Here is a 13411-nt window from a genome sequence, read left to right as displayed (position 1 = left end):
AGGGCCGGGCCGTCAGCAAGGGGCGGTCACTGGATCAGGCCGAACTCTTTGGCCAGGGTCTTGTAGTCGGCCACCTGTTTCTTCACGTAGGTGTCCAGCTCAGTGCCGGTCATGGCGAAGGGGAACAGCTCGCGCTGATCGCGCAGCTTGGCGAACTCGTCGGAAGCCAGCAGCTTGTCGAAGGCGTCCTTCCACCAGGCGTACTCTGCATCGCTGACTTTCGGCCCCAGGTAGAAACCGCGCACCACCGGCCAGACGATGTCGTAGCCCTGTTCTTTGGCGGTGGGGATGTCCTTCATTTCCGGCTCGTCCAGACGCTGCTCGGAGAACACCGCCAAGAGCCGCATGTCGCCGGCCAGGATGTGCGGCATGGAGTCGGAAATGTCGGTACTGCCGACCTGGATATGCCCGCCCAGCAACGCAGTGGCGATCTCGCCGCCGCCTTCCAGGGCCACGTAGCGCAGGTCCCGCGGGTTGATCCCGGCGGCCTTGGCGATCAGCGCGGTCTGCATCCAGTCCTGGCTGCCGACGGTGCCGCCGGAACCTATCACCACCTTGCTCGGGTCTTTCTTCAGCGCCTGGACCAGGTCGTCCAGGGTCTTGTAGGGCGAATCGCTTTTCACCGCGATGGCACCGTAGCTGGTGCCCACTGCCGCCAGCCAGCGCACCGCGCTTTCATCGAAGCGACCGAACTTGCCCTGGGCCAGGTTCAACAACGAGCCGCTGGACCAGGCCACCAGGGTGCCGGCATCGGCCGGGCGCTGGGCCACCACCGCGTTGTAGGCCACGGCGCCAACGCCGCCGGGCATGTAGGTCACGCGCATTGGCTTGGTCAGGATTTTCTCGTTGACCAGGGCGCTTTGCGCCAGCTTGCAGGTCAGGTCGAAGCCGCCGCCAGGGGAGGCCGGGGCGATGCATTCCGGGCGCTTGGGCTCGGCTGAGGCCGCCAGCAACTGGCCGGCGAACAGCAGGCAGCCAGCGGCGAGGGCTAGTTTACGCAGTGAAAGGTCCATGAGTGTCTCCACAGGAGTTGTTATCGGTATGTCCGGGCCGTCCCGGCCCGGTATTCAAGGGGCTGAGGGCTACCACAGGGCCACGGCGTAGCTCACCAGCAGGCGCACTTCGTCGGCGTCACGGGCCGAATAGTTGGAGCGGTAGGTGGCGTTGCGCAGGCGCACGGCGACGTCCTTGAAGGTGCCGCTTTGCACCACGTACTTGATCTCGGTGTTGCGTTCCCATTCCTTGCCGGTGTCGCCGTTTTTCAGGGCGATATTGTCGCCGCTGATGTAGCGGGTCATGAAGCTCAGGCCGGGCACCCCGAGCTTGGCGAAGTCGTAGTCGTAGCGGGCCTGCCAGGAGCGTTCCTCGGCCCCGGCGAAATCGTTGATCTGCACGAAGTTCACCAGGTAGGGGTCGCTGCCATCCACGTAGGGGAAGGCGCTGTCACCGGACATATGCTGGTAGCCGGCGCTGAGTTTATGGCCATTGAGGGCATAGCTCACCAGGCCATTGAGGGAGCGGTTGTCGATCTTGCCACCGCGGGCCTGGCCCTGGTCGTCGCTGATGGCCAGGCGCAGGTCGGCGGCGAAGGTACCCGGGCCCATCGGCCGGGCAGCCACCAGGCCGAGGAAGTGCTGGTTGTAGACGTCGTCCAGTTGGGCGAAGTGGTAGCTGCCGGTGATTTTGTCGGTGAACTTGTAGTCCAGGCCACCGAAGTTGAAGTGCTTGCCGGCCACGGTGCCGGCGAAACGGCTGTTCTTGTTGTTGAGGCGGATGTCTTCGTAGTTGCTGTCGTCGCGGTCCTTGGCCTTGTCCAGGCGGCCGCCGGTGAAGGTCAGGTTCTTGATCTCCTTGGAGGTCAGCAAGCCGCCTTCGAAGGTCTGCGGCAGGATGCGCCCGTCGTTGGGCTTGAGGATTGGCAGTTCGGGAATCAGGCTGCCGATCTTCAACTCGGTGGCGGAGATCTTCACTTTGCCGGTCAGGCCGAGCTTGGAGTACTGGTTGGCTGCGCGTCCGTCATCATGGGTTGGCAGCAGGCCGGTGCCGGTGCGGTCGGGGCTGGAGTCGAGCTTGACCCCGAGCATGCCCAGGGCATCCAGGCCGAAGCCCACGGTGCCTTCGGTGTAACCCGATTGCAGGTTGAGCATGAAGCCCTGGGCCCATTCGTCGCGCTTGGATTGCTGGGCGCTGGTGCCGTCGCGAAAGTCGCGGTTGAAGTACATGTTGCGGGTTTCGAAGGTGCCGCTGCTGTCTTCGAGGAAGGCCGCCTGGCTGGGCGGGGACATACAGGCCAAGGCGCTGACACCGGCCAGTGCACATGGGGTAAGACGGGAAAGACGCGCAGGCTGGACGGCCTGAGGGTGCGTGAAAGGCATCCTGGGGTACTCCGTTATTGTTCTTATTGTTCGAAAACGCTTCGAGGCGTTTTGCGTATCGGCGGCCTGTGTGGCCAGGGCAGTCGAGGCTGTCCGTAAGAGGACTCTAATGGCCCAACCTTTCGCTAACCTTTCAGTGTGTTTTGACGATTTTCGGGCTTCACAGCGGCGGTTGCGGCGGTACACTCCGCGCCGAAGAGAGGCGTCGATCCCCCTGCAACGAGGTAATCATCCATGCGCGTGCTGCTTGTCGAAGACCATCTGCAACTGGCCGAAAGCGTCGCCCAGGCGCTCAAGAGCACCGGCCTGACCGTGGATGTGCTGCACGATGGGGTGGCTGCCGACCTGGCCCTGGGCAGTGAGGAATACGCCATGGCGATCCTCGATGTCGGCCTGCCGCGTATGGACGGTTTCGAGGTGCTGGCACGCCTGCGCGCCCGTGGCAAGAACCTGCCGGTGCTGATGCTCACGGCCCGCAGCGACGTCAAGGACCGGGTGCACGGCCTGAACCTGGGGGCCGACGATTACCTGGCCAAGCCCTTCGAGCTGACCGAGCTGGAAGCCCGGGTCAAGGCCCTGTTGCGGCGCAGCGTGCTGGGTGGCGAGCGTCAGCAGCGTTGCGGGGTGCTGGCCTATGACCTGGATACCCGGCGCTTCACCCTGGGCGAGGAACTGCTGACCCTGACCTCCCGCGAGCAGGCGGTGCTGGAGGCGCTGATTGCCCGCCCGGGTCGGGTCATGAGCAAAGAGCAGCTGGCGTCCCAGGTGTTTGGCCTGGACGAGGAAGCCAGCCCCGACGCCATCGAGATCTACGTGCATCGCCTGCGCAAGAAGCTCGACGGCCATGCGGTGGCCATTGTCACCTTCCGCGGCCTGGGCTACCTGCTGGAAAGCCGCGATGCATAAGCCCAGCAGCCTGCGCTGGCGATTGCTGTGGAACCTCGCGCTGTTGCTGGTGGTGCTGATGCTGGCCAGCGGCCTGAGTGCCTACTGGAACGGCCGTGAGGCCGCCGATACAGCCTATGACCGGACCCTGCTGGCCTCGGCGCGGACCATTGCCGCCGGCCTCTCGCAGCGCGACGGCAGCCTCAGCGCCAATGTGCCTTATGTGGCCCTGGACACCTTCGCCTACGACAGTGCCGGGCGTATCTACTACCAGGTCAACGATATCCACCAGCAGCTGATTTCCGGTTACGAAAACCTCCCGGGCCCGCCCCCGGGCACCCCGCGCACCGACGATTACCCGGCTTTGGCACGGTTCTACGACGCCCAGTACCAGGGGCAGAACGTGCGGGTGGTGAGCTTGCTCAAGGCGGTCAGCGAGCCAAACATGAACGGCATGGCGGAAATCCGCGTGGCCGAGACTGATGAGGCGCGGGTGGCCATGGCCCGCAGCCTGATGGCCGATACCCTGTTGCGCCTGGGCATGCTGGCAATCGGTGCGCTGCTGCTGGTGTGGTTCGCGGTGAGTGCCGCGCTGCGTCCGCTGGAGCGTTTGCGCAGCGCAGTGGAAGAGCGCCAACCGGATGACCTGCGGCCGCTGCCGCTGGTGGCGGTGCAGCGCGAACTATGGCCGCTGGTACGGGCGCTGAATCATTTTACCGAGCGCCTGCGGGGCCAGTTCGAGCGCCAGGCGCAGTTTATCGCCGAAGCCGCCCACGAACTGCGCACGCCATTGGCCGCCCTCAAGGCGCGCCTGGAGCTGGGCTTGCGTTCCAGCGAGCCGCAGGACTGGCGCTCGACCCTGGACAGCGCGGCCCAGGGCACTGATCGCCTGACGCACCTGGCCAATCAGTTGCTGTCCCTGGCGCGGGTGGAAAACGGCGCCCGGGCGATTGCCGAAGGCGGCGCGCAATTGCTCGATCTGAGCCAGCTGGCCCGGGAACTGGGCATGGCCATGGCGCCTCTGGCCCACGCCCGGGGTGTGGCGTTGGCCTTGGAGGCAGACGAACCTGTGTGGCTCAAGGGCGAGCCGACCCTGCTCAACGAGCTGCTGAGCAACCTGGTGGACAATGCCCTGGCGCATACGCCGCCGGGGGGCAATGTGGTGTTGCGGGTTACGCCGCCGGGGGTGCTGGAGGTGGAGGACGACGGCCCGGGCATTCCCCTGGAGGACCGCGATCGGGTGTTCGAGCGTTTCTACCGGCGCAATCAGCAGGTGGCCGGTTCGGGGCTGGGGCTGGCGATTGTCGGTGAAATCTGCCGCGCCCATCTGGCGCAGATCAGCCTGCACGACGGCGCGCCCTCGGGGCTCAAGGTGCGGGTGAGCTTTATCGGCGGTTGAGGCTTTAGTAGAGCATGCTGCGCGATGCCAGCAGATCGCTGCACATGGCCTGGTTTTCCGGGTCGATACCCAGTTTCTTGAAGGCCGGTACGCTGAAGGCATCGATGCGCGAGAGCGGGTGGTCGGTGTCCTTGTGGCAGTACAGGGTCGCCACCTGGACCAGGTCGACGTAGTCGATGCCCGCGGACTGGCGCTTGAAGTTCAGGTACTCCCCGGGGATCTCCAGCAGTTGCTCGGGGAATTCCCAGACCCGCAGCAGCTTGTCGCCCAGCAGCGGATGAATGCGCTCGATCACATGGTTGAGGCTGACCGGATCGGACAGCAGTTCGTAGTGGTCTTCGGCGTAGGTGAGGATCGGCAGCACGCCAATCTGATGCACCAGGCCGCCGAGGGCCGCCTGGTCTGGCTTGAGCTGGGTATAGCTGCGGCACAGCGCGTAGCTGACCCCGGCCACTTCCAGGCTGCGGCGCCAGACATCGCGCATTTTCTGTTCCACCACGTCGGAGCGGGCGTTGAAGATCTGCTCCATCACCAGGCCGATGGCCAGGTTGCTGCTGTAGTTGACCCCCAGGCGGGTGATCGCGGTGTGCAGGTCGGTGACTTCTTGGGTGGCCCGCAGCAATGGGCTGTTGACCACCTTGATCAGCCGCGCCGAGAGGGCGGTGTCGCGGCCTATCACTTTGCTCAGGGTGCTGACGCTGATTTCCGGGTCTTCGGCGGCCTGGCGAATCTGCATGGCCACCTCCGGCAGGGTTGGTAGAACCAGGTCATCGTTGTCGATGGCCTCCACCAAATCCTCTTGGACCTTATCCGCCAGCTCAGTCATTTCATTTCTCTAGGGTGTTGCCAAAAAGTGCGGGTGATCAGTGTTGGATTTCGCGATCGCGGTCCAGCTGGTACGGCAGGTCCAGCAGTTGCAGGGCCGGCCCTTGTAGTTCGCCCAGGTGCAGGTTGCCGTCTTCCACGGCCTCGGCCTGCAGCACCGCCAGCAGTTCCACCTGATCTTGCGCCTGGGCAGCCAGCACCACTTCGCCTATCGAGCTGTTGTGGGTTGGTGAAAACAGCGGGGTGCCCGGGGCGGGAAGTTCGCCGGCAGGCAATGCCAGGCGGTACAGGCGTCGCTTGAGCTTGCCCAGGTATTGCATGCGGGCGACGATTTCCTGACCGGTGTAGCAGCCTTTCTTGAAACTGACGCCGCCCACGGCCTGCAGGTTGAGCATCTGCGGGATGAACAGTTCGCGGGTTTGCGCCATGACCTGGCCCAGGCCGGCGCGGATCTGCCCCAGCAACCACTGGTTCAGCTCGCCCTGGGGCAGTGCCGCCGCCAGTTGCTGGCTCAGTTGCTGGGCCCGTTCGGCCGGCACCCAGAGTTCGGCGCGCTGGCTGGAAACGCGCACGCCAATCAGGCCGTCGGCACGGGCTACAGCGCCGTCCTGCTCGGGCAGTTCCAGGCCCAGGCTGCGCAGTGCGGCATCGCCTTGTTCAAGGCCGAAACGCACCCAGTTGGCGCTGTCGTCGCTGAGCTTGGCCTTGGAGAACACCGCGTACTTCTTCAGGTCTGCCAGTTGCGGTTCGAGCAGTTCGCTGGCCATGGCCAGCAGGCAACCGTCGGCCTCCAGGAGAATGCGGAAACTCGATTGCATACGGCCTTTCTGGTTGCAACGGGCGCCCAGGCTGGATTGGCTGTCGCTGAGGTAGTTGAGGTTGCAGGTCAACTGCCCCTGCAGGAACTTGCTGGCATCGGGGCCGCGGACGGCGAGTACGCCTTCGTGGGACAGGGGGCAGAAAAAAGCGGAGTCAGCCATGGTTCATCGCAGGGTAAAAAGTCTGGGGCACATGATAAGGGGGCGCCTCTGAAATGGATAGTTCACAAAGGATAGGCGGTGACCGACCAAAGCCGACTGTTCTCGGGTGCCTCGGGCTGTATACTTGCGCTCTATTTGAGGAGCGCTCCATGGTTGAAGACGTTGAACTGAATCGCCTCTACTGGCACAGCCGTCGCGGCATGCTCGAGCTGGACGTGTTGCTGGTGCCGTTCGTCAAGGAGGTGTATGCGCATCTCAACGAGACGGATCGCGAGTGCTACCGCAAACTGCTCGAGTGCGAGGATCAGGACATGTTCGGCTGGTTCATGGAGCGTAGCGAATCCGAGGACCCTGAGCTGCAGCGCATGGTTCGCATGATTCTGGATCGTGTCCAACCCAAGTAGCCTGTTCGAAAGCCGCTGGCATGCCTCACGGCACCTGCTGGCGGCCTACCTGCTGGCCCAGGCATTCGCCCTGGGTGCCGTTTTCCTGTTGCAGATTCCACCTGCGGCCCAGGCCTTGGGGGCTTTGACGTGCCTGCTGCATGGCGCATGGGTGTTGCCACGGCAGATTCTCCTGAGCCATCCCCGGGCCTTTCAGCGCTTGCGGCATTCCTCCGCGGGCTGGCAGTTGTGGAGCCGTGCGGCGGGCTGGCAGGCCGTGCAGCTGCGGCCCGACAGCCTGGCGCTGCCGCTGATCGTGATCTTGCGCTTTCGCCTGCGCGGCGAGCCCTGGGTGCGTTCGCTGTGCGTGCCGCGGGATGGGCAGGCCGCCGATGAGCATCGGCGCCTGCGGGTGCGGCTCAAGTTCAGCCGGCGTAGGTGGGCGGCAGCAGAATAGTGTCCCGCGCCTCGGGCAGCATCTGCGGGTAGTCGAGGGTGTAGTGCAGGCCCCGGCTTTCCTTGCGTGCCATGGCCGAGAGGATCATCAGCTCGGCGACCTGGGCCAGGTTGCGCAGCTCGATCAGATCGCGGCTGACCTTGTAGTTGCTGTAGAACTCGTCGATCTCGTCCAGCAGCAGGCGCACTCGGTGCTGGGCCCGTTGCAGGCGCTTGTTGGTGCGCACTATGCCCACGTAGTCCCACATGAAGCGCCGCAGTTCGTCCCAGTTGTGGGCAATGATCACGTCTTCATCGGAGTCGGTGACCTGGCTGGCGTCCCAGGCGGGCAGGGCGATGGGGATCGAGACCTGGGGCAGTTGGCGGAGAATGTCGGTGGCTGCGGAACGGGCGTAGACGAAACACTCCAGCAGCGAGTTGCTGGCCATGCGATTGGCCCCGTGCAGGCCGGTGAAGCTGGTTTCGCCGATGGCGTACAGGCCCGGCACATCGGTGTGGCCGTGTTGGTCGACCATTACCCCGCCACAGGTGTAATGCGCTGCCGGCACCACCGGGATCGGCTGCCGGGTGATGTCGATGGAAAACTCCAGGCAGCGCTCATAGACGGTCGGGAAGTGGCTCTTGATGAAGGCTTCCGGCTTGTGGCTGATGTCCAGGTAGACGCAGTCGATGCCCAGGCGCTTCATTTCGTGGTCGATGGCGCGGGCGACTATGTCCCGGGGCGCCAGTTCGGCCCGTGGGTCGAAGCGCTGCATGAAGCGTTCGCCGTTGGGCAGCTTGAGGTGGGCGCCTTCGCCACGCAGGGCCTCGGTGACCAGGAAGTTCTTGGCCTGCGGGTGGTACAGGCAGGTGGGGTGGAACTGGTTGAACTCCAGGTTGGCCACCCGGCAGCCCGAACGCCAGGCCATGGCGATGCCGTCGCCACAGGCACTGTCGGGGTTGCTGGTATAGAGGTAGACCTTGGCCGCGCCGCCGGTGGCGAGGATCACGAAACGCGCGCCGAAGGTGTCGACTTCGCCGCTGTCACGGTTGAGCACGTAGGCGCCCAGGCAGCGATCGCCTTCCAGGCCCAGGCGTCTTTCGGTGATCAGGTCGACGGCCACCCGCTGTTCCAGCAGCTCGATGTTCGGGTGCTGGCGAGCCTGGGCCAGCAAGGTATTGAAGATGGCGGCGCCGGTGGCGTCTGCGGCGTGGATGATCCGTCGGTGGCTGTGGCCGCCTTCGCGGGTCAGATGGAACTTGAAGCCGTCTTCGTTGCTGGTGCCATCGTCGCGGGTGAAGGGTACGCCCTGGTCGATCAGCCACTGGATGGCCTCGCGGCTGTGCTCCACGGTGAAGCGCACGGCATCTTCGTGGCACAGGCCGCCACCGGCGTTGAGGGTGTCGTCGACGTGGGATTCGATGGTGTCGGTATCGTCCAGCACGGCGGCGACACCACCCTGGGCCCTGAAGGTCGAGCCGTTGGCCAGGTTGCCTTTGCTCAGAACGGCAATACGCAGGTGGTCGGGCAGGATCAGGGCCAGGCTCAAGCCGGCGGCGCCGCTGCCAATCACCAGAACATCGTGTTGAAACTGTTGGCTCATTTGAAGGATTCCGCTCAAAGCGACCCGGGAGGGGTTGGCGCAAGACGCCTGAATCGGCAAGTCAAAGCAGCCACACAGCCCACTAGTATATAGAGGGGGGGATCGGCACAATAGTCGCGCTTTCATGGCATTGTGCGACTTCGGCTGGGCAAAGGCTTTGCTCTCGGTCAGCCCGCGGTTCGGGCCGGTCCAGGCCCCGGAAGGGCCGATCGAAGATGCAGGCCGTTTTTCTCTTCAACCGTTACACAAACTTCGTCCGGCACAGCTATAAAGATTGGGAACTTTTGCCAAGGCCCCAAACTCAATAGAAGGTTGCCTGTAATAAGGGACAGCGTCGGCTCTATCCAAGGTTTGCAGTGCATCCCTTGTGGCAGGAAACGACGACAGTATTATTCACGCGGCCGGCTTTTGCCCGCGCTGCGTTTTTCGTGCGTGCCGGATCAGAGCCCGCAGGAAACTTGCTTGGAGGGGGAGAACTTTTGCGAAAAGCCCGAGTCTATGTTTGCAAGCCTGATCGGTTAGTGATGCAAGCCTCCTCCGAGCTTATCGAGGAGTGTTCATGCTAACCCAGGAAGAGGATCAGCAGCTGGTCGAGCGCGTACAGCGTGGCGACAAGCGAGCGTTCGATCTGCTCGTGCTGAAATACCAGCACAAAATTCTCGGGTTGATCGTGCGTTTCGTGCACGACACCCATGAAGCCCAGGATGTCGCACAAGAAGCCTTTATCAAGGCTTATCGTGCACTAGGTAATTTTCGCGGTGACAGTGCGTTCTACACCTGGTTGTACCGTATCGCCATCAACACGGCGAAAAACTATCTGGTTTCACGCGGCCGTCGGCCGCCGGATAGCGATGTCAGTTCCGAGGATGCAGAGTTCTATGACGGCGATCATGGCCTGAAGGATCTGGAATCACCGGAGCGTGCATTGCTGCGGGATGAGATCGAAGGCACTGTCCATCGAACCATTCAGCAACTGCCGGAAGATTTGCGTACGGCCTTAACTTTACGTGAATTCGATGGTCTGAGTTACGAGGACATTGCCAGCGTCATGCAGTGTCCGGTGGGTACCGTGCGCTCCCGGATTTTCCGCGCTCGGGAAGCCATCGATAAAGCCCTGCAGCCGTTGTTGCAGGAAACCTGAGACAGCGGCGACAGCCAAGAGAGGAACCGTCATGAGTCGTGAAGCCCTGCAGGAATCGCTGTCCGCGGTGATGGATAACGAAGCGGACGAATTGGAACTGCGTCGGGTATTGAATGCCGTCGACGAAGTAGAAACCCGTGAGACTTGGGCTCGTTATCAAATTGCCCGGGCAGCCATGCACAAGGAGTTGCTGCTTCCGCGTCTGGACATTGCCGCTGCGGTTTCTGCAGCTCTGGCCGACGAGGCCGTGCCGGCCAAGGCCGCACGTGGACCTTGGCGCAGCCTGGGCCGCCTGGCGGTAGCCGCCTCGGTGACCGTGGCCGTGCTGGCCGGTGTACGTCTGTACAACCACGACGAGATCGCTGGTGTCGAGTTGGCCCAGCAGGCTGGCCAGCCAACCCTGGCAACGCCACAAGTCAAGGGGCCAGCGGTATTGGCCGGCTACAATGAAAGCTCGGAAGCCACAGGCCCCATGGCCAATGGCGTATTGCAAGGGCAGCCTGGCTGGCATGACCAGCGTCTGCCTAGCTATCTGCGTCAACATGCTCAGCAGGCTGCACTCAAAGGCACCGAAAGCGCATTGCCTTATGCCCGTGCGGCAAGCTTGGAAAACCGCTAAGGAGGATCATGCGCGCCATACCTCTACTCTCGCTTCTGCTCAGTGGCTGGTTTGTGGTTCCAGCCCATGCCGATGAAGCCCAGGACTGGTTGCAGCGTCTTGGGCAAGCGGAACAGCAGCAAAGCTTTCAGGGTACTTTCGTCTACGAACGTAACGGCAGCTTTTCTACCCACAACATCTGGCATCGAGTTGAGGGTGGCAATGTCCGTGAGCGTCTGGTCCAGCTAGATGGCTCCGCTCAAGAGGTAGTGCGCGTCGATGGTCGCACCCAATGCGTCAGCGGCACGCTGGTGGCAGGCCTGGGAGACTCCCCGGATTCTGCAGCCCGTGCCCTGGACCCGCAAAAGCTCAAGAACTGGTATGACCTTGCCGTGATTGGCAACTCCCGTGTGGCCGGGCGCCAGGCGGTGATAGTGTCGGTCACGCCTCGAGATCAGCATCGCTACGGCTTCGAATTGCACCTGGACCAGCAAACCGGTCTGCCGCTCAAATCCCTGCTGCTCAATGAGAAGGGCCAGTTGCTGGAGCGTTTCCAGTTCACTCGCCTGGACACGGCAGATGTCCCGGGAGATGCGGAGTTACGTCCCAGCGCCGAGTGCAAGCCGGTGAACCTGGATAGCAACAAGGCTTCGGCCGTCAAGTCCGCCCAGGCCTGGCATTCCGACTGGCTGCCGCCGGGTTTTGAGCTGACCAGTAGCAGTGCCCGCAAAGACCCGCAAACCAAAACACTGGTCAACAGCCTGCTGTATGACGACGGCTTGGCACGGTTTTCGGTATTTCTCGAACCGCTCAACGGTGAGACAGTCACCGATACCCGTTCGCAGTTGGGGCCGACGGTCGCGGTATCACGCCGCTTGACCACCCCCGAAGGCGAGATGATGGTCACCGTGGTTGGCGAGATTCCCATAGGCACCGCAGAGCGTATTGCGCTGTCGATGCGGTCTGATGCTGTCGTCAAGCAATGAGCCTTTGTCGGTTGTGCAGGCGTTTGCCAAAGGCTGCTGCGCAATCGAGAAGATGAAATGTTTGGTGAGCAATTTCATTTGCAAAATTTCCAGAGTTTTTCTATAGGTCAGAACCCCTCGGTTCTGACCTTATTTGTCGTTCCTGGAACAGCAGTGCTGCCCCTGTCGTTTCGGTGCTGCCTGCTCCATATCGCTTAACCACGCTCGTCGTAACGGGAGCCGTATGTCGATACCACGCTTGAAGCCTTACTTCACCATTCTTGCCACTGTGCTGGTGCTTGGGCAGGCTGTCTCTGCCCAGGCGGCCGAGTTGCCGGATTTCACCCAACTGGTCGAGCAGGCCTCGCCCGCGGTGGTGAACATCAGTACCACGCAGAAACTGCCTGATCGCCGAGTTTCCAACTCGGCACAGATGCCCGACCTGGAAGGCCTGCCGCCGATGCTGCGGGAGTTCTTCGAACGCGGCATGCCCCAGCAGCGCTCGCCGCGTGGGGATCGCCAGCGCGAAGCGCAATCCCTGGGCTCGGGCTTCATCATTTCCCCGGATGGCTACATCCTCACCAACAACCACGTGATCGCCGATGCGGACGAGATCCTCGTGCGCCTGGCCGACCGCAGTGAACTGAAGGCCAAGCTGATCGGCACCGACCCACGTTCCGACGTGGCGCTGCTGAAGATCGACGGCAAGGACCTGCCTGTGCTGAAGCTGGGCAAGTCCCAGGATCTCAAGGCCGGGCAATGGGTGGTGGCCATAGGCTCGCCGTTCGGCTTTGACCACACCGTGACCCAGGGCATCGTCAGTGCCATCGGCCGCAGCCTGCCGAACGAGAACTACGTGCCGTTCATCCAGACCGACGTGCCGATCAACCCGGGCAACTCCGGTGGCCCGCTGTTCAACCTGGCCGGCGAAGTGGTGGGTATCAACTCGCAGATCTACACCCGTTCCGGCGGCTTCATGGGGGTGTCCTTCGCGATCCCGATCGACGTGGCCATGGATGTCTCCAGCCAGCTCAAGGCCGGTGGCAAGGTCAGTCGCGGCTGGCTGGGCGTGGTGATCCAGGAGGTCAACAAGGACCTGGCTGAATCCTTCGGCCTGGAAAAACCGGCCGGTGCCCTGGTGGCGCAGATTCAGGATGACGGTCCTGCGGCCAAGGGTGGCTTGCAAGTGGGTGACGTGATTCTGAGCCTCAACGGCCAGCCGATTGTCATGTCCGCCGACCTGCCGCACCTGGTGGGCGCGCTGAAAGCCGGCGCCAAGGCCAATCTGGAAGTGATCCGCGACGGCAAGCGCAAGAACGTCGAGCTGACCGTGGGTGCCATTCCCGAGGAAGACAAGGACCTGAGCGTACTGCCCAAGTCCGGTGTCGAGCGCAGCAGCAATCGTCTTGGCGTGGCCGTGGTCGAACTCAACGATGAGCAGAAGAAAGCCTTCGATCTCAAGGGCGGCGTGGTCATCAAGGAAGTCCAGGACGGCCCAGCGGCGCTGATCGGCCTGCAGTCGGGTGACGTGATCACCCACCTGAACAACCAGGCCATCACCTCGGCCAAGGAGTTCACTGAAATTGCCAAGGCTCTGCCGAAGAATCGCTCGGTGTCCATGCGCGTACTGCGTCAAGGGCGCGCCAGCTTCATCACCTTCAAGCTGGCGGAGTAATACGTCGGGCGCGAGTCACGTGTCTAGTCCTGAAATAGGTTTACACCTATACAGGTAGGCCAGTAGGCCTCAAAACGCCCGATGCACCGCATCGGGCGTTTTGTTTTTCAGGGCCATGTGAGGCCGCTCCGTGTTGTAGATTTGCA

At 62.8% G+C, this 13411-nt stretch carries 13 protein-coding genes; 8 read left to right on the top strand and 5 right to left on the bottom strand.

Annotation, left to right across the window (positions count from 1 at the left end):
* Positions 1-26 precede the first annotated feature (26 nt).
* Both J4P02_RS21535 and J4P02_RS21530 read right to left on the bottom strand, forming a co-directional pair.
* Positions 27-1013 (bottom strand): Bug family tripartite tricarboxylate transporter substrate binding protein, encoded by a 987-nt coding sequence (locus J4P02_RS21535; RefSeq protein ID WP_426194007.1) that lies wholly within the window; start codon positions 1011-1013, stop codon positions 27-29.
* Positions 1014-1082: 69 nt separating this feature from the next.
* Complete coding sequence (locus tag J4P02_RS21530; protein ID WP_426194005.1) at positions 1083-2375, bottom strand: OprD family porin; 1293 nt, start codon at positions 2373-2375, stop codon at positions 1083-1085.
* Positions 2376-2609: 234 nt separating this feature from the next.
* Between J4P02_RS21530 and J4P02_RS21525 the strand changes: the two genes are divergently transcribed.
* The gene (locus J4P02_RS21525) at positions 2610-3281 is read left to right on the top strand and encodes a response regulator (protein WP_346634912.1); all 672 of its coding nucleotides are present in this window, start codon (positions 2610-2612) and stop codon (positions 3279-3281) included.
* Complete coding sequence (locus J4P02_RS21520; RefSeq protein WP_426194002.1) at positions 3274-4659, top strand: sensor histidine kinase; 1386 nt, start codon at positions 3274-3276, stop codon at positions 4657-4659. Before J4P02_RS21525 ends, J4P02_RS21520 begins: the two co-directional genes overlap by 8 nt.
* A gap of 4 nt (positions 4660-4663) precedes the next feature.
* Here the strand turns inward: J4P02_RS21520 and J4P02_RS21515 are convergent, their stop codons facing one another.
* Both J4P02_RS21515 and J4P02_RS21510 read right to left on the bottom strand, forming a co-directional pair.
* Entirely contained in the window at positions 4664-5485 is an 822-nt protein-coding gene (locus J4P02_RS21515) for an HDOD domain-containing protein (protein WP_426194000.1), read from the bottom strand.
* Positions 5486-5522: 37 nt separating this feature from the next.
* Positions 5523-6464: a YgfZ/GcvT domain-containing protein gene (locus tag J4P02_RS21510; RefSeq protein WP_426193998.1), complete on the bottom strand. Its 942-nt coding sequence runs from the start codon at positions 6462-6464 to the stop codon at positions 5523-5525.
* A gap of 149 nt (positions 6465-6613) precedes the next feature.
* Here J4P02_RS21510 and J4P02_RS21505 point away from each other — a divergent pair, with 149 nt between their 5' ends.
* Both J4P02_RS21505 and J4P02_RS21500 read left to right on the top strand, forming a co-directional pair.
* Positions 6614-6868 (top strand): succinate dehydrogenase assembly factor 2, encoded by a 255-nt coding sequence (locus J4P02_RS21505; protein ID WP_426193996.1) that lies wholly within the window; start codon positions 6614-6616, stop codon positions 6866-6868.
* Complete coding sequence (locus J4P02_RS21500) at positions 6852-7304, top strand: protein YgfX (RefSeq protein WP_426193994.1); 453 nt, start codon at positions 6852-6854, stop codon at positions 7302-7304. Before J4P02_RS21505 ends, J4P02_RS21500 begins: the two co-directional genes overlap by 17 nt.
* Here J4P02_RS21500 and nadB read toward each other — a convergent pair.
* On the bottom strand, positions 7273-8886 hold the full coding sequence (nadB, locus tag J4P02_RS21495; protein ID WP_426193992.1) for an L-aspartate oxidase: 1614 nt from the start codon (positions 8884-8886) through the stop codon (positions 7273-7275). The two genes, J4P02_RS21500 and nadB, sit on opposite strands and share 32 nt — an antisense overlap.
* Before the next feature lie 559 nt (positions 8887-9445).
* On the opposite strand from nadB, the gene rpoE reads away from it, so the two are divergent.
* The 4 genes from rpoE to J4P02_RS21475 all read left to right on the top strand — a co-directional run bounded on the left by rpoE (position 9446) and on the right by J4P02_RS21475 (position 13265).
* Positions 9446-10027: an RNA polymerase sigma factor RpoE gene (rpoE, locus tag J4P02_RS21490; protein WP_007930230.1), complete on the top strand. Its 582-nt coding sequence runs from the start codon at positions 9446-9448 to the stop codon at positions 10025-10027.
* Positions 10028-10058: 31 nt separating this feature from the next.
* The gene (locus J4P02_RS21485; protein WP_426193989.1) at positions 10059-10646 is read left to right on the top strand and encodes a sigma-E factor negative regulatory protein; all 588 of its coding nucleotides are present in this window, start codon (positions 10059-10061) and stop codon (positions 10644-10646) included.
* An 8-nt stretch (positions 10647-10654) separates the two neighbouring features.
* Entirely contained in the window at positions 10655-11611 is a 957-nt protein-coding gene (locus J4P02_RS21480; protein WP_426193987.1) for a MucB/RseB C-terminal domain-containing protein, read from the top strand.
* A 223-nt stretch (positions 11612-11834) separates the two neighbouring features.
* The gene (locus tag J4P02_RS21475) at positions 11835-13265 is read left to right on the top strand and encodes a DegQ family serine endoprotease (RefSeq protein ID WP_426193985.1); all 1431 of its coding nucleotides are present in this window, start codon (positions 11835-11837) and stop codon (positions 13263-13265) included.
* The last annotated feature ends 146 nt before the right edge of the window (positions 13266-13411 follow it).

This window comes from Pseudomonas sp. NFXW11 (genome assembly GCF_049887815.1).
Lineage (GTDB): Bacteria > Pseudomonadota > Gammaproteobacteria > Pseudomonadales > Pseudomonadaceae > Aquipseudomonas.
The sequence above is the reverse complement of the archived record's forward strand: the minus strand, read 5'-3'. Positions and strand labels throughout refer to the sequence as shown.